Genomic DNA, 23100 nt, shown 5'->3' with positions numbered 1-23100 from the left:
TAAAAAAAACTTAAGATAGTATAATGTTATAAAAAAACAAACTCTCTGTTTTATATGATAACAGAGAGTTTGTTTTAAAACCATAAATAGATACTAAATAAATGCTTATGAATGGGTTTATTCGATATAAGGAACTTCTCCTTGTGCTAGTTTTAATCGAGTCCATAGATTCATATTAATCACGATTGCAGCAATTTCGGCAATTTGAATTTCAGAAAAATACTGAGTCATAGCATCGTGGTACTCTTGAAAGTTTTTATGAGTACCCTTTGTTAAAACATCGCAATAAGCCAGCGCGGTTTTTTCTTTTTCGGTAAACAAATTACTATTCCACCAGGAAGAAATATTATCTACTTTTGCTTCAGGGATTCCGATTTCTCTTGATGTTTTGGCATGTAATACAATGCAGTAAGCACATTCGTTTTTTTGAGCTACGCGCAAACGTAATAATTGTGCCAAGATTTTATCTGTTTTTAAATCTGCGGTATACCCAAACGCTTTTGCCATTTGTTTTGCAATACCCAAAAAAGGGGTGCTATCTGGATTAAACCTGATGTTTTTAAATTTTACGATACTCATAGTTGGTTATAATTTTAGAATAAATGATATAAATTAAATAAAAGTTCCAAACCGCTCAAAATGACAGGTATATCCATTTGGTTTTTTTGCCAGGTAATCCTGGTGTTCTGGTTCAGCAGGCCAGAATGTTGAATAAGGCTCTAAGGTTGTTACAGCTTTTGCTTCCCATTTGTTTGAAGCATCAACGATTTTAATAACCTCTTCTGCAATTTCTTTTTCTTCATCATTTTGAAAAAATATAGCCGATCGATAGCTAGAACCTCTATCGTTTCCTTGTCTGTCTATAGTGGTTGGATTATGAATTCTAAAGAAATAATCCAAGAGTAGCTTAAACGAAGTTTCTTCTGGGTTATAGGTGATTTCGATCCCTTCTGCATGTCCAAGGTGATTTCTATAGGTGGGATTATCATTTTCTCCCCCCATATAACCGACTTCTGTATCTACTACACCCGGTCGTACTCTAAAAAGATCTTCCATTCCCCAGAAACAACCGCCAGCTATATATGCTTTTTTGTAATTGTTCATTTTATTTTGCTTTTTTTAGTTCTTAATTCTTTTTGCAATACAATTTAAATAGGTTAGCTACCTTTATCTTTTAGTAAGGTTACATTTTTTAGAAAATGTATAACTTTATCTTCAGGCATTTCACATGGTTTTAGTAGGTTTTTACTACTGGTGATGTAATAATTTAGACTTATAAAGTCATTGCCTTGTAATTCCTCTCCAAAAATTTTAAAGGATTTCCCATCATTAAAAGTCTCTTTTGTGATACTATATTTTTTGTTATTATATTTTCCTTCAGAATACCCTTCTGGTATATTTTTAATGATTTTTAAAACTGGATTTTCATCACTATCGTCTTTTACTATTTTATTGCTAGACAGTATAATTTTGCCATGCCCAAAGTGAGCAAAAAATTTCTTGCAGTAGACAATAAGTGTTTTCATCTCTACAAGATCATTGATATGATCTATTGTAAAGTTTTCTGTAAAGACCCCATCTGGTAGAGAAGATATAAATCGAATATTATCTTCAGCTATTTTTCCATCTGGGTCTTTACCAAATACAATTCTGACATCGGGAGCTCCAGTTGCTACCCAAAAATCGATGAGTTGTAATTGGTAAGATTTGTCCTCTAGCTCGACAATTTGTGCATTACCTTTGGCTTCAGGACCTTGTATTGTGGCGGTGGCTATAATTTTCATGAGTTTAATTCACAGCTTCGATTGTAAACGTATTCCCGTTAAATGTAAACGTATCTCCTGCTTTTTTGCCTTTTAAAGATTGATAAATAGGTGCTTGGACAGAAATACCGATAAAATCTCTACCATCTATATTAAAATGTGATTTAGACACAGCAACAATCATACAACGACCATTTACATTTACCACGGCTCCTGGTTTCACGACATCTGTTGACTCAAATGATATCTTGTTAATCGTCTCCAAGTGTTCTGCATGCACATGTGCTTGTTCTTCTAATTGGTCAGAAATTTCAATACTTTGTCTATGATGAGATTGATCATCATCATCTACAACATCATTTTTTTGAAGTAAATTACCCGTTAAAAACTCTTCATATTTGACTTCTGCTTCAGTAATATGATGCTTTTCTAATTCAATTAATGCTTGTTTTAATTTGTTTTTATCCATCTTGTTTTTTTATTAGTTAATGTTTTTACGAGCTACAAGAAAGCATTGAACAACCTACTTTATGACGGGCCCATTCTGGTCGTTTTACAAACCATTTTTGATTTTCGGGTTGTTCATCATATGGGTTTTTAAGTAGTTTAAATAACTGATCTATTAATTCATAATCTCCTTTGTTTGCATTATCTATGGCTAATTGTGCCATATAATTACGCAATACGTATTTGGGATTTGTGAGATTCATTTTTTCTTTTCGTTCTTCAAAGGCTACTTGCTCTTTTTTCAATCGTTCTTCATAGTTTTTGAACCAATTCTCCCAACGACTCTTAATAGCGTTTGAAACTTCATCATAGACATAAAAAGCATCTTCGATAACATGTATTCCATCAGAAGAGTTTTCTGGATAGAAATTGCTTAAGTTTCTGAAGAAAATAGTCATGTCTGTTTCTGTAAGCTGTAATATTTCTTCTAAATCAAAAATTAATGCTACATCTTCATCTCGTTGTATAAACAACCCTAATTTATCACGCATCATGTTTATGTATGCTTCTTGCGCTTTTGTAGTATAAGTTGTTAAGATAGCTTCTAGTCCTTCTGCTTCTCCAATCAAAGGGTATAACGCATTTGCCAATTGATACAAATTCCACAGTCCGATATCTAATTGTTGTCCATACCGATAGCGTTTAAACTGGTTATCGGTTGTATTGGGCGTCCAATTATGATCATAACCTTCTAGCCAGCCATAAGGGCCATAGTCTATCGTTAATCCCAAAATTGACATATTATCAGTGTTCATTACCCCATGGACAAAACCAACACGCTGCCATTGGATGAGCATTTCGAGAGTTTTGTCAAAAACTTCTTTGAAAAACTGCAAATAAATCTCTTTAGAAGCTTCTCCTAGATGGCTGAAATGGTGTTTAATAGTGTAATCAACCAAAGTTTTTAAGGTCTCTGTATCTTGTCTTGCAGCAAATATCTGATAGTTGCCAAAGCGCAAAAATGACTCAGCTACCCTACAAACAATGGCTCCTTTTTCGTAACCAGGATTTCCATCATAGAGTACATCTCTTAAAACCTGATCTCCAGAAAGCCCCAATGATAGTGCTCTAGTTGTAGGAACACCCAGATGATACATCGCTTCACTACATAAATATTCTCTTATCGAGGATCGCAATACTGCAAGACCGTCTGCTGTACGAGAGTAAGGTGTTTCTCCAGCACCTTTAAGCTGTAAAGCCCAGTTCTTATTATTATGAGTTACTTCAAAAAGATTTATAGCCCGACCATCACCTAATTGCCCTGCCCAGTTCCCAAATTGATGCCCTCCGTAGCACATTGCATATGGTTTTGTGTCTTGCATTACTTTATTTCCGGTAAAAACCTTTAAAAAAGAAGAAGACTCAGTATCTTCTTCTGTTAATCCCAATGCGTCCATCATTTCTGATGAGGTATGCACAATACTTGGATTAAGGGTTTGTTTTGGGTTAACATAAGAAAAACAGGCCTTTGTTACTTGCCTTCGAGTATTTTCTATAATAGGATCCGCAGGTAATTCCTTATTAAATATGTCTTGTATGTTTAATTTCAAAATATCTTTTTTATGTTATATGTAGTTTATGTATCAGTAAGATATACATCTTACTACGGTAATACAATCTCATTTACATTTTTTACTAATATTTTGGTTTACAAAATATCATTAATTTCTAACAGTTCTTGTGCTGTTCTCTTTTCACCAGTGGTAAACAAAGCATAAATTAAGTTATTCATCACACGTTTTATTATATCTAGCTTAGTTGCGGCTAGATTTGATTTATCACTAGGATTATAATTAGCCATTTTTAGCATAGAGTTAAAATCAATATCATTTAAAATCCGACCGTTATTAAAAGGATCTATATAAAAATCTATATGATCCATTATAGAAAGGTCTGTATCTTTTTTAGTGTTGTAGTCTGAACTAACAAACCCTAAAATAAAATGACCTGGAGAATTAATCCCTATTAAAGGAATGTTTAATTTCTCTGCAACCAAAAGGTAGATAATAGATAAGCCTATTGGATTACCAATTTTATTTTCTACAACCTTATTAATAAACGAATTATTGATTCCTGAATAGTCCCGTATGTTCCCATTAAAACCAAAATCATATAAAACCACTTGGTTTAGTGCATGCGCTATTTCAAGATTTGTTTTTCCTTCTATTTGTTCTTTTAGAACAGTAGCTATATCATTGATAATCCTATCTACGTCTGCAACCCGAAGGTTAGGATAGCCATATTTTGCAATATGTAATAATCCATTTAGCAAATTGGTCCTATTAAAATCTTTCCAATCTACAAGGTCTTTTTCTAGATTTTGTAATTTTAGAATATCTAATATTTTTGCAATACGTTCTTTTTGAAGGTTGTTATTGCTTTCATCAAAAGCGGTTTGCAAATGAGTTATTCCGTCTTCTCCAAGTGCGATAATGGTTTGGTTAATTTCCTTAAAAATGATCTCGCTTGGATCTTCTAACAAACTAATAAGTGCTTTAATACTAGAATGATCTAACGTTTTCATACGAATGTCCTTTCTTTTTATTCGATTATATTTTTCCAGTGATTACTTCTGTTTTTAACAGCTTTTATGTAAGAACAGACGGCCACAGCTTTGTAGCCTTCTGCAGTGAGTTTTTCGAATGTCTTTAGTACAAGTTCTTTGCCGATACCTCTTCCTCTTAAATTATGAGGTACTTCGGAGTGTACCAAATACATTTTGTCGTTTTTTATAACATATTCTATTTTGGCTTCTTCTCCATTAATATCTAAAGTGAACTTTTTAAGATCTTTATTATGTTGTATCTCTAACATACTCGGTATTAGTTTATGCATCCATTTTAATAATTCATCTTTGTAGGGGTTACGCAGTTTTTTTTGCCCTATAGTGATAGTCGGAAAATTAAGCTTATGATTAGAATAAAGATTACGTAGTTCTTCTGCATAATCATCATTTTCTATAACATCCATAAATTTATATGGCAACCCGATGTCATCTAATAAAACCTGATAATAGTGTGTTTTCAGACATCCTTTTTCCCCATATAATTTTATTTCAGGAATATTTCGTATCATTATTTTACACTTTTTAAAACTTGTATGGCAGCATCTGCGTTGAGATGAAAATCTGCAAAAACTACATTGTTTTTTTGATCTATTAATATGAACCATGGTGTACCACCAGTTTGATAATTGGTCATGATATTAGATCTTGATTTTCCATCGTCTCCGGCATCGTGAGCAAAAGGAATTTTTAAATCATATTTTTTTTGAGTTTCTATCATTTTGTCATAGGTATTGGCATGGTGTCCTTCAAAAACAGTTTGTATAGCGAGAAAAACAACTTTGTCATTACCTTCTAATGCATTGACCATTTTTTTTAGGTCAGGCAATCCTTTACTGTGACAGCCAGGGCACCAACTCTGAAAGCAGTACACAACCTTAAATTTACCTTCAAAATCAGATAGCTTTATAGGGTCTATTTTGTTTCCATCTTCATTAACCCAATCTTTTACATGAAATTCTGGGGCTTCAAATACTTTTTTTTCCATGATTTTATTGCTTTTTATTCTGTTGTCATCTATTTCCTTAACCCTAATTGGTTTTCAATAATACAAAAGAGAGGAACCATTGGCTCCTCTCTTTTGTATTTGAGTCTGGAACCTTAAAAGTTTCTACATACTAACAGGTTTTAGTTTGTCTGCATGCATTTTACGGATTTTGTCTAATTTTGGCGTAATCATAACACTACAATAGCCTTGAGACTGGTTGTTTTTGTAATAGTTCTGATGATAATCTTCGGCAGCAAAAAAAGTTTCTGCAGGGCTAATTTCTGTTACAATTTTGTCTTCATAATAAGGTGCTAATTGTTTTACAACTTCTGTTGCGATTTCCTTTTGTTTCTCATTATGATAATAGATTACAGAACGATACTGGTTTCCTACATCTGCTCCCTGACGGTCAAGTGTTGTTGGATTATGGCCCGTCATAAATATAACTAATAAATCTTCGTAGCTAATTATATCTGGATTAAAAGTAGCCATTATTACTTCTGCATGACCTGTTTTTCCTGAGCATACTTCTCTATAGGTTGGGATCCCGGGTACGGTGCCTCCGGTATATCCAGAAGTAACTTTTTCTACTCCATTTATTTCATTAAATATAGCTTCGATACACCAAAAACACCCACCACCTACGGTTATTGTTTCTGAGTTTTTAGTTTTCATCTGTATTCTCCTTTTCTGTTTGTAGAGTCATTGACTCAGAATTAATACAATACCTTAATCCGCTTGGCTCTGGACCATCGGGAAATACGTGCCCCAAATGGGCGTCACATGTATTACACATTACTTCAACCCGAACCATGCCAAGAGATGAATCTTTTTCATATTTGATAGCATTCTCTTTAATTGGCTCTGTAAAGCTTGGCCATCCAGTACCCGAGTTGAACTTAATTGTAGAATCAAACAAAGGTGTATCACAACATATACAATTGTATTTTCCAGCATCATAGATACTACAAAGTGCTCCGGAATGTGGACGTTCGGTTCCTTTTTTTCTGGTAATTCTAAATTGTTCTGGAGTTAATAATTCTCTCCATTCCGCTTCAGTTTTTTCAACACGACGATCTGGTGTTGGGTTGCCATTTACACTAAAATTAATAACATTTTTCCAGGTTAGCATATCAATATCCTTTCTTTTACAATTACATTACAAATTTACGTCCTAACAAGACTTTATCGGCTGTTCATTCTTCCTTTAAACTTATACATTTTACTCATCAATTATAGCTTTATCATAAAAATAAGGATTATTTTTTCTTAATAATTTAACAAAAAATAAATTCTATCTAGAAGATAAAATAATAATACGTCTACAAATTAATAAGTTCTTGGATTAATTACTATTTAAGTTAAGATTGTAGAATCTTCTGAAACCTCCCATTTTATAAAGAGTATTGGAGTAATTACAATTTTAGACAAAGGTTATACGTTAGTTATTTCTTATATCTAAAAAATAGATTCCACAAAAATTTGTTTCTTTAACATAATTTTACACATACAGAATATAACTTAATAATTTAATGAATCTCATAATTGAAGAAATTAAAAAAGGAAATAGAGAAGTTTTTAAGAATTTTTTTAATAAAAATTATGCAGATTTGGTGATTTATGCCAATGGCTACCTGTTTGATCAACAGGTTAGTGAAGATTTAGTGCAAGATGTTTTTATCTATATATGGGAGAACGCAAATGGTATAAATATTAAATCTTCACTAATGGGGTATGTGCATTCAATGGTAAAGAATAGATGTCTAAATTATTTAAAGTCTATTAAAATAACAGATAATATTGAAATTCTTGATTTCAATATTAACCTAATCACAGAGCACAAATTTGAATCGGCATCAGATGGTGATAAAAAAATAGTGTACCATCAAATATTAAAAATTGTAGATTCTTTACCAGATAAAATGAAAAAAGTGGTTAGGTTAAAATTTCTACATAACTACAAATACAAAGAAATTGCAGAAGAACTAGGGGTTTCGATAAATACAGTTAAAACTCAATTAAAAAGAGCAAAAACTAAAATTAAAGAAGCTATTATATTGTTACTTATTCTTTTAGAATTATATAATTAAAACATTCTTTTTTTTCGAATTATATTGAGTTAATAGTTTTTTATTTAAAATTGTTTAACGTTTTGTCACCCATTTTTAATTTAAGATTGTCTATTAAGAAAAAAGGCAATTAGATATTAGATGGAGTTTAGACTAATCATAAAAAAACTTAATAATTCACTCACTAACGAGGAAAGAATACTATTTGATAAATGGTATAATGAATCGATAGAGCATTCCAATTATTTTAACAAAGTTCAAAAAAGTTATTCAAAAGCTATTGATTTTGTGGATATAGAGAAAGGGTGGATTGATTTAAACTCAAAACTTCAGGATAGAGATCAGGTAAGAATCAAGAAATTTGCGTATTGGAAATATGCCGCTGCCGCTGCAATAATAGTTTTAATTTCCCTTCCTTTTGTGTTTAAAGATACACTTTCTAATTTTCAGAATACACCAGAAGTTGTTCAGGAAACGATAGTTTCTGGTTCTGATAAAGCAATTCTGACTTTAGAAAATGGAGATCAGGTCGAGATTGAAAAAGGTAAGCCTTTTACTAATTCATTGGTGAAAAGTAACGGAGAAAACCTCGTTTATAATAATGAGAACAAGGGCAACTCAAAAAAAGTAATATATAATTATTTAACTATCCCAAGAGGGGGGCAATTCTATGTTCAATTATCTGATGGTACTAAAGTATGGCTAAACTCAGAATCTAAATTAAAATATCCAGTAAGCTTTAATTCGAGTAAATCCCGAGAAGTTGAACTTTTGTACGGCGAAGCTTATTTCGATGTCTCTCCAAGTTCTAACCATGATGGATCTGTTTTTAAAGTAATTACCAAGTCTCAAACACTACAAGTCTTGGGTACAGAGTTTAATGTGAAGTCGTATGAGGAAGATATTAGTGTTCTTACCACTTTAATAGAAGGTAAAGTGAATATTGAGAATGGAAATTCAAACGAAATACTAAAACCAGGTTTTCAATCTAATGTTAAAACCAATGATAATAAAATTCATCTCGATAAAGTAGACGTTAATAGTGTGATAGCATGGAAGAATGGCTTTTTTAGTTTTGAAAAACAATCTTTGGATGAGATGCTAAAAGTGCTCTCCAGGTGGTATGATTTTGAGATAATATATCAAGATAAACAAAAGAAAGATTTAGTTTTTTCTGGAGTACTAAAAAGAAAAAGTAGCATTAGAGAATTACTGGTAAATATTCAAAAAACAGAAAAAGTAGAATTTGAAATAAAAGACAAACAAATCATCGTTAAATAAAAAAAGTGGAAAGAGCTAATGCCTGGAAAGTAGTAACTCAATCCACTCTAACTTGAATTAATTAAAACAATGTTTAACTAAACCAAATGCGAATTTATGAAATTTAAATTTACTATCGCTTCTTGTTGTTATAACAAGAGGCTATACAAAGTAATTATGAGGGCATTTTTATTTTTATTTTGTTCAGCGACTTTCGCTTTTAGTCCTAGCAAAGGGTTTTCTCAAAATGCTCGGATTAAAATCAATTCTGACAGGATTATATGTATCGAAGAAATTTTTGAGTTGATTAAAAAACAGACGAAGTATGAATTTATTTATGACGTAAATACGATTCTTGATGCTCCTACTGTTACTGTAAAAAAAGGAGTAATTAAAGCCAAGAAACTCCTTAAGATGGGTTTAAAACCCATTAATTCTACATACGAATTTTCAAACAACACTATTATTGTTAAATCAGAAAAAAAGGATATCCTTCCTATGGATAATAAAATCCAGACAGTTTCTATAGAGGGTAAAGTTTCAGATGCCAAAGGTCCTTTGCCAGGTGCAAGTATAGTGGTTAAAGGGACATCCAAGGGCGCTCAAACAGATTTTGATGGGAATTATGTATTAACTGATGTTCCTGAAGATGCAGTATTAGTATTTAGTTATGTAGGTTTCGTTACACAAGAAATAAATGTTTCTGGGCAAACAAAAATTGATGTTGTACTCGTTGAAGATTCAAGCCAGTTAGCCGAAGTAGTCGTTGTGGGATATATTTCTCAAACAAGAGGTGATTTGACTGGTTCGGTAGCTACTGTAGATGTTGAAGAAGCTACAAAAAATCCGGTTGTAAATGCCGCTGAGTTATTGCAAGGTAGAGCTTCTGGAGTTTCTGTAGTGAGCAATGGAAGACCCGGAGAGGTACCAAAGATTAATATTCGAGGTTTTGGAACAGTTAATAATACAGATCCATTATTTATTATTGATGGTGTACAAACTGATGATGCAGGAGTTTTTAATAGTATAAACCCTTCTGATATTAAACAGCTAAATGTATTAAAAGATGCAGCTGCTGCAATTTATGGTGCTAGAGCGGCCAATGGAGTAGTGATAGTTACTACTAAAAGTGGAGGGTATAATCAGGATAAAGCCAAGGTTTCTGTTGATTATTACACAGGTATTTCAGAAGTCGCTAACCTTCCGGATTTACTGAATATAGAGCAACACAAAAATGTTATCTTTCGAAGTTTACAAAATAGTGGGGCAAGTATTACACATCCACAATATGATCCAAATGGAACAGGAACATTTACAACACCTTCTACATTGTTTGGATTGATTAGAAATGGAACCACTACAGTTCCTAATGGAGGAACAAAGTGGCTTGAAGAAATCACCCGAAATGCCCAGACTCAGAACTTATCAATCTCTGTAGAAAACGGAGGAGAATCAGGTAAATACTTTATGTCGGCAGCCTATTTAAATAGAGAAGGAGTGTTATTAGGTACTGGATTCAAACGAGGGGTTGTACGACTTAATTCTGAATTTAAAGCGGGACGTAATAGAAAATTGACATTTGGTAAACATTTAAGTACATCATTCTCAAGGCAAGCAGGATTATCTGCCGCTGGAGAAACAGTAAATAGAGCTATGCAGGTAAGTCCGTTACTTCCGGTATTTGATAATAATGGATTATATGTCGGACCAAACAGTAACTCTACTGGGTTGAGTAATACTCCCAATCCTGTCGCAACCCTAGAACGAGCCAAGGACAATTATGTAAAGAGACTTAGGGTTTTTGGAGATATCTATGGTATTGTGGATGTAGCAGAAGGACTAAAATTTAAATCAATATTAAGCGGAAGCATTGAACAAGTAGATACCAGACAATTTTTTGCTCTAGATCCAGAGTCGGCAGAACCAAGAAGTGTAAATCTGTTGAGAGAAAGAGATGAAAATGGATATTCTTGGACATGGACAAATACATTAAGCTATAACAAAATTATAGGTGATCATTCAATTAATGCACTTGTGGGAGTTGAAGCGGTTGAAGAAAGTATTAGATTAAAAGTAGTATCGAATACTGATTATTTATTTGAAACACCAGATTTCTACACGTTATTCAATGGAGCTGGTTCTCCTCAGGTCGATTCGGCTTTGGGTAACACTTCTTCTTTGTTTTCTGTATTTGGTACAGCTAATTATTCATATAAAAGTAAGTATTTAGCAACACTAACAGTACGTAATGATAAATCATCTCGTTTTAAAGATGATAATCAAAGTGATATTTTTCCTTCTTTGAGTGCAGGTTGGGTAGTTAGTAACGAGGATTTTTTTCCAGAAAATAATTGGGTAAATTATTTGAAACTTAGCGCTTCTTATGGTGAGATCGGAAATCAAACATTATCCGTTGCGAACCCTACTTCAAACATTTCTGTTTTTGATTCTAATTTTGCTAACTACGCCATTAACGGTAGTTCAGTATTAATAGGAGCTTTATTGAGCTCTGTGGGGAATCCTGACTTAAAATGGGAAACTAGTAAATCAACAAATGTAGGGCTGGATTTAGGGTTATTTGAGAATGCATTATCTATTGGAGTCGAGTATTTTAATATTGAAACAGAAGATTTAATTACTTTGGATGAGACTGCTATACCTACTACGGGACCAGATGCAAGTCCACCATTTGTAAATGTGGGATCAGTAACAAATAAAGGTGTAGATTTTACTATAGCTTATAACAATCAGACAGAATCTGGTTTTGCGTACGGTATTAGCGCTAATTTATCTACCTATAAAAATGAGATAGTTGATTTAATTGCTCCATTTCAGGTAGGTCTTGGCTCATTTAGAGGAGGAGCGATAACACGATCGCAGATTGGTCGCTCGATATCTGAGTTTTATGGACGTGTTGTAGATGGGGTCTTTGCTTCTGAGAGCGAAGTAGCTTCAGCAGCTGATCAAGGGTTTTCTAATAACGCAGAGGGGGTAGGAAGATTAAGGTATAGAGATCTTAATGGAGATAATGTAATCGATGATGAGGATCGTACTTTTATCGGTTCGCCTCATCCGGATTTTACATATGGAATAAATTTAAATGCTTCTTATAAATCATTTGACGTATCAGTTTTCTTTCAGGGTTCTCAAGGAAATGATATCTATAACTACGAAAGAATATTTACAGATTTCCCAACATTTTTTAACGCCAACCAAAGTACTAGAGTTCTAAATGCCTTTGACCCTGTAACAAACCCTAATTCTAATATTCCCGCACTAAGATCTAACATTGTAAATAATGAAACAGCACCTAACTCTTATTTTATAGAAGATGGTTCTTATTTGAGGTTGAAAAACTTGCAACTAGGATATACTTTGCCAGAAAGTATTTTGGATAAAGTCGGTATCGGATCGTTAAGAATTTATCTACAAGGGACAAATCTATTTACCATTACAGATTATAATGGATTAGATCCAGAATTAAGAGGCTTTGATGATACACAAGAAGATACTAATGGAGGGAATTTAACTTTGGGTGTGGACTTTCAGACGTTTCCTCTCTCGAGATTATTTTCTATGGGGTTAAACATTAAATTTTAGAACAATGAAAAAAACAATATATATAGTTATAGCGCTGTTGATCGTAGTATTGTCATGTAATGACGCTTTTACAGAAACAGTTGAAGTAGGTGCACTAAGTGATGAGGCTTTACAAAATGAGGCAGGAATAAATCTGTTACTAGTTGGGGCTTATTCAGCTCTTGATGGTATTCGAGAGAATGCTTTTTCTGATGAATGGACTTCAAGTGGAGATAATTGGTGGATGGACACAATTTCTGATGATGCGCATAAAGGAAGTACAGATGGGGATCAAGCCGATTTGTATGCTCTCGAGACCTTTAATTGGTCTACTGGTAATCCATACCTTTTGGGCAAATGGACAGGGCTTTTTTCTGGAGTTAACAGAGCCAATAATGTTTTGTCTGTTATAGGTAAGGTTACAGAAGGAGATTTTACACAACAAGAAGCTGAAGCCAGATTTTTAAGAGCACATTTTAATTTTGAGCTTCAAAGAGCATTTGGAAATGTACCATTTATCTCTGTAGAGAATTTTAATAATGGAGAATTTAATCAGCCTAACACGGGACCTATATGGGATCAGATCGAGTTGGATTTTCAGTTTGCCATAGATAACTTACCTGCTAATCAGGAAGAAGTAGGAAGACCTATACAATTAACAGCTAAAGCCTACAAAGCCAAAGTACATCTGTATCAATCAGAATGGAGTGAAGCTTCTACTTTATTTAATGATGTAATAAGTAGTGGGAAGTTTGCATTACTCTCAGAATTTGCAGATAATTTTCGTTTTGCGGGAGATAATAGCGAGGAGTCGCTTTTCGCAATTCAATTTACTGCAGATGCGGCATCTTCTCCAAATGGAAATCAGGGAGGGATGTTAAATTTTCCCAACGCCTTTGGATTTTGCTGTGGATTCTATCAACCTTCTCAAGACTTGGTAAATTCGTTTCAAACCGATGGTAGTGGTTTACCACTATTAGACACATTTAATCAAACTGATGTTACAAATGATTATGGTATTTCAAGTGACGAAGCTTTTACACCACATACAGATCCATTAGATCCTAGATTGGATTATACTGTTGGAAGAAGAGGTATTGATTATAATAATTATGGAGAAATGGTAGGTAAAGACTGGATTAGAGCCAACTTCTCAGACATCTCAGGACCATATTTACCCAAGAAGAATGTTTATTATCATGGAGAGGACGCAAATGTTGGTACCGGTGGATGGGGACAGCAGCAATCAGGAATTAACTACCACATAATAAGGTATGCTGATGTTCTATTAATGGCAGCAGAAGCGGCAGTAGAATTGAATAACCTAAGTTTGGCCTTAGAGTATGTAAACCAGGTAAGAAATAGAGCAAAGAATATGACATTTGTGCAAAATGGAGATGGTACAGGCAATGCTGCAAATTATGAAATAGAACCCTATGTTTCCTTTCCTAGTCAAGATTTTGCCAGAAAAGCGGTTCGTCATGAACGTCGTCTTGAATTGAGCATGGAAGGGCACAGATTATTTGACTTGAGAAGGTGGGGAAATGGAGTACAAGTGATGAATGCATATTTTGAAAATGAAGCTAGAGTAATCACTTCTTTTTCAGACGATCCTAGCCCGTATGATTCTAAACATGATTTATTACCAATTCCAATCACGGCTATAGATTTAAGTGGAGGTACACTTACTCAAAATCCAGGTTTTTAAGTTTCATAGTACCTATTTTAATTAGTTTTTTTGAGAAAACAGTATTTTAAAATACTGTTTTCCTAAAAAACTATAATCTATCTTATATATAAATACGTAAAGACATAAGCCTCATATGTCTAAAATAACATCAAAAAACTAGGGAATGCAACATAGTAATAACAACAAAATACAAAGCCTTATGAAGAATATTCATCATCTTGTATTAACTTTTTTTTCCATGTGTTTTGTTTTAGCATCATGCCAAAAACCAACACCAGCACCAACGCCAAAAGACTTATTAAAAGAAAGCTTTATTCCAAAACCTGCCAAAGTTGAAGCATTCGGAAGCTCTTTTAGAATATATAATGAAACACAAATTGCCATTAACTCTAACTCCAATGAGTTAAAAAGGGTAGCAGAGTATTTTGCCCAAATTTTAAGACCAGCAACAGGTTTTGATTTTAATGTTGTACAAAAAGAAGAAGAATCAAAAGGAGATATCAATTTTATTGTTTCTGAAAAATTGAGCGAATTGGGTAATGAAGGGTATACATTAACGATAACAGATGACAAAGTTGTTTTACTAGCCCACAAATCCGAAGGTATCTTTAGAGGTATCCAAACAATTAGACAATTATTCCCTCCAGAAATAGAAAGAACAGAACCGCAAAACATCATATGGGAATTAGCGTCAGGTATAATTAATGACCAACCTAATTATAGTTATAGAGGAAGTATGTTGGATGTATCTCGTCATTTTTTTACGGTAGAAGAGGTGAAGCAATATATTGATTGGTTGGCACGCTATAAAATGAATGTTATGCATCTTCATTTAACAGATGATCAAGGATGGAGAATAGAAATCAAAAAATGGCCCAAACTTACTGAGATTGGAGGAAGTACCGAAGTTGGTGGTGAAAAAGGAGGGTATTATACCCAGGAGCAATATAAAGATTTGGTAAGGTATGCCAGTGAAAGATATATAACCATAATACCAGAGATTGATGTACCCGGACATACCAATGCAGCTTTGGCTTCTTATCCCGAGTTAAACTGTGATGATAAAGCGCCCGAGTTATACACAGGGACAAAGGTAGGGTTTAGTTCTTTTTGTATTGAAAAAGAGATTACTTACCAATTCATGAATGATGTAATTTCTGAAATAGCCAGTATTACACCTGGTCCTTATATTCATATTGGAGGTGATGAACCTAATGCCACCAAAAAAGAAGACTATATATTGTTTATCAATAAGGTTCAGGATATAGTTAGTGATCATAAGAAAATAATGATAGGTTGGAATGAAGTAGTCTCAGCCGAGATAAAACCTACTACTATTGTTCAGTTTTGGACCCGAAAAGAAGAGGCAAAAGAAGCTCTGGAGCATGGAGCCAAACTAATTATGTCGCCAGCCAAAAGAGCATATTTGGACATGAAATATGACTCTATAACTAATCCTCAGTTAGGATTAAATTGGGCAGGATATATCGAAGTGGATAAAGCTTATAATTGGCAACCAGAAACCTATGTTCCTGAAATAGGAAAGGATAATATTTTGGGGATAGAATGCCCACTTTGGACAGAAACGGTTAGCAATATGGATGAAATGGAGTTTTTGGTTTTTCCAAGATTACTGGGATATTCAGAAATTGGTTGGTCCAAATCAGATATAAGAAACTGGGAAGACTATAAAACACGATTAGGATATCATAGCTTGATATTTAAAGAGTTAGGGATAGATTATTACGCTTCTAAGCTAATTGATTGGAAGTGAGTACGTAAATAGATTAAGAATTAGAGGTCATGGGCGTAATTATTCTTTTAGATGCATCAATAACAATACGTTAATGTTAGTTTAAAAATTGATTTTATATAACCTCCAATAGAGGCAGGTCGTATCAGAACTTTAATAATAAGAAAAATGAGGTATAAGAAAACATTCATAGCATTGGTAGCAGCAGTAATACTAAGTACTGTCGGTTGCGATTCTCCAGAGGTAAAATCTACGCTATCTGCAAAATCTTCTATTGATACCAAGGTGGATTCTTTGTTAAAGATAATGACCTTAGAAGAAAAAATTGGGCAGATGAATCAATATAATGGTTTTTGGAATGTAACAGGTCCAAGTCCAGAGGAAGGAACCGCAAAAATTAAATACAAGCAATTAGAACAGGGATTGGTAGGCTCTATGTTAAATGTAAGAGGAGTAGAAAATGTTAAAGCCGTACAAAAAATAGCAGTAGAAAAAACAAGGCTGGGGATTCCTTTAATAATAGGTTTTGATGTGATACATGGTTATAAAACGTTAACGCCTATCCCTTTGGCAGAATCTGCAAGTTGGGATCTAGAAGCGATTAAAAAATCTGCACAAAATGCAGCAATTGAAGCTTCTGCAGCAGGAATTAACTGGACATTTGCACCCATGGTAGATATTTCGAGAGATGCTCGTTGGGGAAGAGTTATGGAAGGTGCCGGAGAAGATCCTTATCTAGCAAGTTTGATTGCCAAAGCTAGGGTAGAAGGATTTCAAGGAGAAGATTTATCAGCGCACCATACCATTGCTGCTTGTGCAAAGCATTTTGCAGGATATGGCTTTGCCGAAGCAGGAAGAGATTATAATACCGTAGATGTTAGTATTACTACTTTACATAATACTGTTTTTCCTCCATTTATGGCAGCTACAGAAGCGGGCGTAAGAACGTTTATGAATTCATTTAATGAATTAAATGGTATACCTGCAACCGGCAACGTCTTTTTGCAACGCCAAATACTAAAAGGAGATTGGGGTTTTGATGGTTTTATCGTTTCTGATTGGGATTCTGTTGGAGAAATGGTTACTCATGGCTATGCCAAAGATGATAAACATGCGGCAGAAATTGCTGTTAATGCAGGTTCAGATATGGATATGGAAGCTTATATTTTTATCAATTCTTTGAAAAGTTTAGTAGAAGAAGGTAAAGTAAAAGAATCTGATATAGACGATGCAGTAAGAAGAATTTTGAAAGTGAAATTTGAATTAGGTTTGTTTGAAGACCCATATAAGTACTGTGATTTGGCAAGAGAAAAGGAAGTTATAGGAAACAAGAAGCTACACGAAGCCTCTTTGGATATTGCAAAAAAATCGATTGTATTGCTAAAAAATGAAAGCCAATTATTACCTCTAAAAAAACAAGGGTTAGATATTGCTGTTATAGGAGATTTGGCAGATGATAAAACAAGCCCATTAGGGAGTTGGAGAATTGCCGCTGAAGATAGTACGGCTATTTCTGTAATAGAAGGGCTCAAAGCATATCCAGATAATAAAATTACCTATGTATCCGGTCCAGAATTAGTAACAGGTACCCCAAGTTTTACAACTGAAGTACAGTTGAATACAACAAATCGATCGGGAATTGAGCAGGCGGTAGATGCAGCAAAAAATAAAGATGTCGTTATTATGGTTCTGGGAGAACATGGGTTTCAGTCAGGTGAAGCCAGAAGTAGAAGTAATCTCAAACTTCCGGGGCTACAACAAGAGCTTTTAGAGGCTGTTTATAAAGTAAATAAAAACATAGTTTTGGTCTTGATGAACGGTCGTCCTTTGGCAATTAATTGGGCAAATGATCATATTCCTTCTATCGTAGAAGCATGGCAATTGGGGACTCAAAGTGGAAATGCAATAGCACAAGTATTGTATGGTGATTATAATCCTAGTGGTAAATTACCGATGACATTTCCAAAAAATGTTGGGCAAGTCCCAATCTATTACAATTCTAAAAATACAGGAAGACCTCCATTAGAGCAACCCAAAAGTGTTTTCTATTCGCACTATCAGGATGTAAGTAATGAGCCATTGTATGAGTTTGGTTTTGGATTAAGTTATACTACTTTTGAGTATGGAGATTTAAAACTAAGTAGCGATTCTTTCACTTCTGATGGTGCTATAAACATTTCCTTTACAATTTCAAATACAGGAAAATATGAAGGGAAAGAAGTTGCACAAATGTATATAAGAGATTTGGTAGGTAGTATTACAAGACCTGTTAAAGAATTGAAAGGATTTGATATAATCTCATTAAAACCCGGTGAGACTAAAGAAGTATCATTTATTATAGATGTTAATACAGTACAGTTTTATTCAGCAAATGAGATATGGGAAGCTGAACCCGGAGATTTTAAAGTATTTATAGGAGGGAGTTCTAGTACAGTATTAGAAGCTGATTTTTCTTTACTCAAATCCAATCGATAGTAGAAAGGTTATTTGAAGATAAGTTTTAGAGCTAAAAAAGTCGAAACCTCCTCAATATTTTAAGTTACACGCTTAATGAAATAATGTTGTTTTAGAGTAGATTTTACTAATATTCCAGATATCTTTTTACCCCTTAAAAGTATACCTATACCCCTCCTGATAGGGGGTGACCCTCATATTATGAGGATTCTTTTTGATCTCGAGGTGGTTCGAGCTGATAGATTGCCGCTTCGAGCTGATAGTTTATCGTTTCGCGCTGATAATTTGACGATTGTTTTTGAAAAAGTAACGCTTCAAGTTGATAGTTTATCGAATATTTTTGATAGGTTCACGCTTCGTTTTGATAATTTATCAACTCGAACCACCTATGTAGGTGGTTCGAATCACCTCGGGATCAACTCGAAGCGTGATTTTATCAGCTCCAACTATCTAAGTAGGTGATTCGAACCTTGATCCGATCAGCTCCAACTACCTTGAGATCACTTCAAAGCTCCTTTTTATCAATTCGAACCGATATTGAAAACAATCTTTCAATTGTAGATAAGGATCAAAGTAAATAAATAACTTTAAAAAAAAGAGACCGCTTTTGCAGACAGTCTCTTTAGGAATACTATATAAGTATATTTTAAAACTTATATCTTACTGTTAAGCGACCATTTATTCCTGGTTCTGAACTCGAAAAATAAGTGTTATAATATCCTCCTCCGGTGTATAATAAATACTCGTCTAATATATTATATACGTTTAGCGAAACATTAAACTTGTCATTTTGCCAGTTTAGCGCTCCATCGAGTCTAAAGTAATCGGGTAGGAGAAAAGGAACATTGTCTTTTGCATCCCATTGAATGTTATCCTGAGCATATCGATACCCAATAGAAGCTCCAAAACCTTTTAAAGCAGATGATTCTTTAAAATTATAGTTAAGCCAAGCGTTTGTTAAGTGTTTGGCGTGCCCCTCTAAAGGTTGCCCTAATCTGTTAATATTAGTATCCTCTGTTACTTTTGGTTCTGTAAACGCATAATTTAAAATAACATTAAGCTCAGGAGTTATTTGTCCTTTTGCATCAAACTCAACACCTTTGGATTGAACTTCACCTACTTGTACATTTATTCCCTGACTAGCAAGTGCACCATCCGGATGTGGAACCAGCACATTTTCTTTTGTTATTTGATAGGCTGTTACACTCATTCTTAACCTTCCATCGATCCAGGAACTTTTTATTCCTGCTTCTATATCTTTTGCATTTACAGGATCAAAAGGGGTATTCTCAACATTTCTTCCAAAATTTGGTGTAAATGACTGATCAAACAATCCATATAGCGTTAGATTAGGTAAGATATCATAACTAACTCCTATTCGTGGGGTATATTTTCTTTCTGTTGCAATACTTCCATAGGCTTCAACATCTATATTGGTATGTCTTCCTGCAATGGTTAGTCGCAATTTGTCATTTAGCATCCACATTTCATCTTGCAAGTAGAAGGAGATATTTTTGGCTCCTACCACGGGTGCATAAAGTTTTAATTCGTTATCAGACCAATGTTCAAATTCGGGTATAATAGCATTTCCATATACCGGATTATAAATATTAAAAGGTGCATTTTTATCTATATTAGGTCTAAAGCGCCTTCCAAAATCATTGTAAGATTTTGTATGTCTATAATCCATTCCTCCCATAATTTTATGGGTAATAAATCCGGTTTTAAATTTACCGTTAAAATAAACCTGCCCTAATTGATTTGTCGTTAGTCCATCCCATGTACTTAAGGTTCTGAACATATCTCCATTGTCCTGTACTCCGTCTTTTACATAAGTATAATACCCATCCAAGCCGTATTTCATATACATATATTGCGTATCTACAGACCAGTTTTTACTGAACTTATGAGTAAACTTGGTAAACAAGCTCACTTCCTTTATTTCGGATTTTGGCCAATTTTCTTCCATAATTGTAAAATCTCTCGGAAGTATTTCCAGATTTCCATTGATATTTCTGGGGAGTATTACATTTTCTATACCCGTTCTCATTTTGGCTCGTTTATAGGTAAGCTCGGTCAAAATAGACGTCTTATTGCTAAACTCGTATTTAAGTGAAGGTATAATCCCTAAAACTTCACGTTCGTCATACTTTTTATGAGACTCATTATAATTATAAAAGCCTGTAAGATGATATTGCAGTTTTTTATCCTTTGTAAGAGCACCACCAGAGCTTAATGCGGCTCTATAACTATTAAAACTGCCTATGGTAACTGCTATTTCATTGCGTTTGTACGGGGTCGGTTTTTTGGTTACTATATTATAAAACCCACCTGGTTCTCCACTAGAAAGCATAAAACTCGAAGGACCTTTTACAAATTCTATGGTTTCAATTTCTGCCATATCCGCAGGCAAAGGACCATAAGTCATTTCTGTATACATTCCGTTTCTGAATGCAGGTAATTGAAAACCTCTCATATATAATGATACATCATGAAGCCAGGCACTACCCACAACGACACCACTAACATTACGTATTACATCATCTCTCATATTAATAAGGTTCTGACTATTTAGGAGTCCTTTACTAATAATCTGAATATTTTGCGGAAGTTTTGTTCTTTCTGTTTGTAAGCGTAAGGTTTTGGAAGGTTTTCTGGGAGCAACATAAGGGCTGTTTTTGCCATTTACAATTACTTCCTGTAGCGCTTCTGTAGATTCACCTAAGACAAAGTTGATTTGAGTATTGGTATCAGAAACAATGGTTGCGGGTTGTATTTGTCTTTTTAATCCTATGGCACTTGTAACAATAAAGTACTCACCTTCGGGGGCATAAAAACTAAAAAAACCGTTTTTGTCTGTGGATTCTCCAAAGCTAGTATTTTGAAGCATTACCGAAACAAAAGGAGCTGGGTTACCATCACTAGTCATGATTTGTCCTGAAACCTCACCTTTTTTGGCATTAGTTTGTATTAAAATGGTATTGCCCACAGCTCGGTAGTAAATTTTATATTCTACCAAAATTTCATTTAAAATTTCTCGTAGAGATGTATTAGAATATACTTTGCTAATACTAATGTTTCCTTTTATGGCATCTGGTGCATATGAAATAGAATAGCCTGCTATTGTTTCTATTTTGCTTAATGCAGTTTCCAAACTCTCTTGTTTAAACGTAATAGAAATTTCTTTATCCAGTATAGAGGTTTGAGAAAAGGATATTTTAAAGTTTAGTAGTATTAGGATGAGTACTGTTAGTTTTAAGGAATGTGATAGACATGTTTTTGCTATACAATTTTTCATATTTTTGTTTAATGTTGTTTACTTTATTTCAATTTGAATGACATGCTACCAGTATGTAGTTTGACGGCCGCATACTGGTTACTTTTCTTATGGTGTTGTTTTTTTTGTTATTTCCTCATTTTTGAATAGATCTGTTTAATAAATTAGTAATGTTTTTCCTTTACTTTTGTATTCAAACTGTAATACAAAGCTTAATTTTTGTATAAGGTCTTGCAATGAAGGGTTGTCGTGGCTACCGCGGTATAATCTATCCATTAATCCTTCTTTCTTGACCTTTATTGTTATTCCGTAAAAACGTTCTATGTCGTGTACCACTTCTTTAAAGGAGGCTCCTCTGTATATTAGTTTCTTTTGCATCCATGCCTTAGAAAAAGAACTATTAACTTCTTTTTTTTCCAGAGCGTTATTTTTTAAAATTACTTGCTGATTGGGTAATAATACGATTCCCTGATCTATACTTTCGTCCTGTTTGGAGAATATTACTTTTCCTTCGTTTAAGGTGAGGGTAGTTAAATCATTGGCATAGGAGGAAAGGTTAAACTGAGTTCCCAAAACTTCTGTTCTTGATGTTTTGGTTTCTACGATAAAGGGACGAGAACTGTCTTTGGCAACTTCAAAATACCCTTCTCCGTCTAGCCAAACGGTTCTGGTATTAGTATCATCAAAATTTCTGGAAACCTTTAAGTGGCTCATTGCATTTAGCGTAACTTTTGTACCATCGCTAAGCATTACGGTTTGTAGCTGCCCTGCATTAGTGCTGTATGTAGTATGAAATTCGAAAAATGAAAAATAACTTCCTAAACCGATAAGCACGGCTAGTGATGCTGCGATACTCCATGAGAAAATGTGTGAACGTCTACTTTTAACTTTCTTGACATCTTTTTGAGTTGTTTGTCTAATATTCTCTCGAAGTCTTTTTTCTAAAAATGGAGAGAAAGACACACCTTCTAAGATCTCTTCGTCTTCATCAGAGGTGTTTAACCATTGTTTTACCAGGTTTTCTTCCTCTTTAGTACAAGTCCCTTTTACATATTTTTCTATAAGCTCTGGTGTTACCTCCATAATCGTTGAATAAGCAGTTCATAGATATAGAGCCAAAATAGCATGGGGGAGTCCTAGTCGAATGTCAAAAAAAAACTGATTTTGGGAAGGAGTAATTAGGTTGGTAATGTAAAA

At 34.0% G+C, this 23100-nt stretch carries 18 protein-coding genes; 6 read left to right on the top strand and 12 right to left on the bottom strand.

Annotation, left to right across the window (positions count from 1 at the left end):
• Positions 1-117: 117 nt before the first annotated feature.
• The 10 genes from C1X07_RS11745 to msrB form a co-directional block, all read right to left on the bottom strand.
• Positions 118-579, bottom strand: coding sequence for a carboxymuconolactone decarboxylase family protein (locus C1X07_RS11745; RefSeq protein ID WP_103070209.1), 462 nt, complete (start codon positions 577-579; stop codon positions 118-120).
• A gap of 33 nt (positions 580-612) precedes the next feature.
• Complete coding sequence (msrA, locus tag C1X07_RS11740) at positions 613-1104, bottom strand: peptide-methionine (S)-S-oxide reductase MsrA (protein WP_103070208.1); 492 nt, start codon at positions 1102-1104, stop codon at positions 613-615.
• 53 nt (positions 1105-1157) lie between these two features.
• Positions 1158-1784: a DM13 domain-containing protein gene (locus tag C1X07_RS25445; protein WP_128755257.1), complete on the bottom strand. Its 627-nt coding sequence runs from the start codon at positions 1782-1784 to the stop codon at positions 1158-1160.
• Positions 1785-1788: 4 nt separating this feature from the next.
• Entirely contained in the window at positions 1789-2232 is a 444-nt protein-coding gene (locus C1X07_RS11730; RefSeq protein ID WP_103070207.1) for a hypothetical protein, read from the bottom strand.
• A gap of 25 nt (positions 2233-2257) precedes the next feature.
• Complete coding sequence (locus C1X07_RS11725) at positions 2258-3820, bottom strand: protein adenylyltransferase SelO (protein ID WP_103070206.1); 1563 nt, start codon at positions 3818-3820, stop codon at positions 2258-2260.
• 98 nt (positions 3821-3918) lie between these two features.
• Positions 3919-4794 carry a transglutaminase family protein gene (locus C1X07_RS11720; RefSeq protein WP_103070205.1) on the bottom strand — a complete coding sequence of 292 codons (876 nt, stop codon included), beginning with the start codon at positions 4792-4794 and terminating at the stop codon, positions 3919-3921.
• Between the two features lie 17 nt (positions 4795-4811).
• On the bottom strand, positions 4812-5345 hold the full coding sequence (locus C1X07_RS25290; RefSeq protein ID WP_241507247.1) for an N-acetyltransferase: 534 nt from the start codon (positions 5343-5345) through the stop codon (positions 4812-4814).
• Positions 5345-5821 (bottom strand): peroxiredoxin family protein, encoded by a 477-nt coding sequence (locus C1X07_RS11705; RefSeq protein WP_103070204.1) that lies wholly within the window; start codon positions 5819-5821, stop codon positions 5345-5347. The genes C1X07_RS25290 and C1X07_RS11705 overlap by 1 nt, the downstream gene beginning before the upstream one ends.
• Positions 5822-5944: 123 nt before the next feature.
• A complete protein-coding gene (gene msrA / locus C1X07_RS11700) occupies positions 5945-6496 on the bottom strand; it encodes a peptide-methionine (S)-S-oxide reductase MsrA (RefSeq protein ID WP_103070203.1) in 552 nt (183 codons plus the stop codon).
• On the bottom strand, positions 6486-6953 hold the full coding sequence (gene msrB / locus C1X07_RS11695; protein WP_103070202.1) for a peptide-methionine (R)-S-oxide reductase MsrB: 468 nt from the start codon (positions 6951-6953) through the stop codon (positions 6486-6488). Before msrB ends, msrA (C1X07_RS11700) begins: the two co-directional genes overlap by 11 nt.
• Positions 6954-7353: 400 nt before the next feature.
• Between msrB and C1X07_RS11690 the strand changes: the two genes are divergently transcribed.
• The 6 genes from C1X07_RS11690 to bglX all read left to right on the top strand — a co-directional run bounded on the left by C1X07_RS11690 (position 7354) and on the right by bglX (position 18647).
• Entirely contained in the window at positions 7354-7911 is a 558-nt protein-coding gene (locus C1X07_RS11690) for an RNA polymerase sigma-70 factor (protein WP_103070201.1), read from the top strand.
• Between the two features lie 120 nt (positions 7912-8031).
• A complete protein-coding gene (locus tag C1X07_RS11685; protein ID WP_103070200.1) occupies positions 8032-9171 on the top strand; it encodes a FecR family protein in 1140 nt (379 codons plus the stop codon).
• Between the two features lie 96 nt (positions 9172-9267).
• Positions 9268-12750 (top strand): SusC/RagA family TonB-linked outer membrane protein, encoded by a 3483-nt coding sequence (locus tag C1X07_RS11680; RefSeq protein WP_241507246.1) that lies wholly within the window; start codon positions 9268-9270, stop codon positions 12748-12750.
• Between the two features lie 4 nt (positions 12751-12754).
• Positions 12755-14437, top strand: coding sequence for a RagB/SusD family nutrient uptake outer membrane protein (locus tag C1X07_RS11675; RefSeq protein WP_103070199.1), 1683 nt, complete (start codon positions 12755-12757; stop codon positions 14435-14437).
• Positions 14438-14582: 145 nt separating this feature from the next.
• Entirely contained in the window at positions 14583-16193 is a 1611-nt protein-coding gene (locus C1X07_RS11670; protein ID WP_241507245.1) for a beta-N-acetylhexosaminidase, read from the top strand.
• Positions 16194-16340: 147 nt separating this feature from the next.
• Entirely contained in the window at positions 16341-18647 is a 2307-nt protein-coding gene (gene bglX, locus C1X07_RS11665) for a beta-glucosidase BglX (RefSeq protein ID WP_103070197.1), read from the top strand.
• A 625-nt stretch (positions 18648-19272) separates the two neighbouring features.
• Here the strand turns inward: bglX and C1X07_RS11660 are convergent.
• Positions 19273-21924 carry a TonB-dependent siderophore receptor gene (locus C1X07_RS11660; RefSeq protein WP_103070196.1) on the bottom strand — a complete coding sequence of 884 codons (2652 nt, stop codon included), beginning with the start codon at positions 21922-21924 and terminating at the stop codon, positions 19273-19275.
• Between the two features lie 135 nt (positions 21925-22059).
• Positions 22060-22986 carry a FecR family protein gene (locus C1X07_RS11655; RefSeq protein WP_103070195.1) on the bottom strand — a complete coding sequence of 309 codons (927 nt, stop codon included), beginning with the start codon at positions 22984-22986 and terminating at the stop codon, positions 22060-22062.
• Between the last annotated feature and the right edge of the window lie 114 nt (positions 22987-23100).

It is taken from the genome of Aquimarina sediminis (genome assembly GCF_002895435.1).
Lineage (GTDB): Bacteria > Bacteroidota > Bacteroidia > Flavobacteriales > Flavobacteriaceae > Aquimarina > Aquimarina sediminis.
Note: the sequence above shows the minus strand (reverse complement) of the source record. Positions and strands in the feature narration are given on the sequence as shown.

Coding starts and splice junctions, on each gene's coding strand:
- msrB (WP_103070202.1), bottom strand. CDS start 6,953: ATGCTAACCTGGAAAAATGTTATTAATTTTAGTGTAAATGGCAACCCA.
- msrA (WP_103070208.1), bottom strand. CDS start 1,104: ATGAACAATTACAAAAAAGCATATATAGCTGGCGGTTGTTTCTGGGGA.
- C1X07_RS11705 (WP_103070204.1), bottom strand. CDS start 5,821: ATGGAAAAAAAAGTATTTGAAGCCCCAGAATTTCATGTAAAAGATTGG.
- C1X07_RS11680 (WP_241507246.1), top strand. CDS start 9,268: ATGAAATTTAAATTTACTATCGCTTCTTGTTGTTATAACAAGAGGCTA.
- C1X07_RS25290 (WP_241507247.1), bottom strand. CDS start 5,345: ATGATACGAAATATTCCTGAAATAAAATTATATGGGGAAAAAGGATGT.
- C1X07_RS11690 (WP_103070201.1), top strand. CDS start 7,354: ATGAATCTCATAATTGAAGAAATTAAAAAAGGAAATAGAGAAGTTTTT.
- C1X07_RS11685 (WP_103070200.1), top strand. CDS start 8,032: ATGGAGTTTAGACTAATCATAAAAAAACTTAATAATTCACTCACTAAC.
- C1X07_RS11655 (WP_103070195.1), bottom strand. CDS start 22,986: ATGGAGGTAACACCAGAGCTTATAGAAAAATATGTAAAAGGGACTTGT.
- bglX (WP_103070197.1), top strand. CDS start 16,341: ATGAGGTATAAGAAAACATTCATAGCATTGGTAGCAGCAGTAATACTA.
- msrA (WP_103070203.1), bottom strand. CDS start 6,496: ATGAAAACTAAAAACTCAGAAACAATAACCGTAGGTGGTGGGTGTTTT.
- C1X07_RS11745 (WP_103070209.1), bottom strand. CDS start 579: ATGAGTATCGTAAAATTTAAAAACATCAGGTTTAATCCAGATAGCACC.
- C1X07_RS11675 (WP_103070199.1), top strand. CDS start 12,755: ATGAAAAAAACAATATATATAGTTATAGCGCTGTTGATCGTAGTATTG.
- C1X07_RS11670 (WP_241507245.1), top strand. CDS start 14,583: ATGCAACATAGTAATAACAACAAAATACAAAGCCTTATGAAGAATATT.
- C1X07_RS11730 (WP_103070207.1), bottom strand. CDS start 2,232: ATGGATAAAAACAAATTAAAACAAGCATTAATTGAATTAGAAAAGCAT.
- C1X07_RS25445 (WP_128755257.1), bottom strand. CDS start 1,784: ATGAAAATTATAGCCACCGCCACAATACAAGGTCCTGAAGCCAAAGGT.
- C1X07_RS11660 (WP_103070196.1), bottom strand. CDS start 21,924: ATGAAAAATTGTATAGCAAAAACATGTCTATCACATTCCTTAAAACTA.
- C1X07_RS11720 (WP_103070205.1), bottom strand. CDS start 4,794: ATGAAAACGTTAGATCATTCTAGTATTAAAGCACTTATTAGTTTGTTA.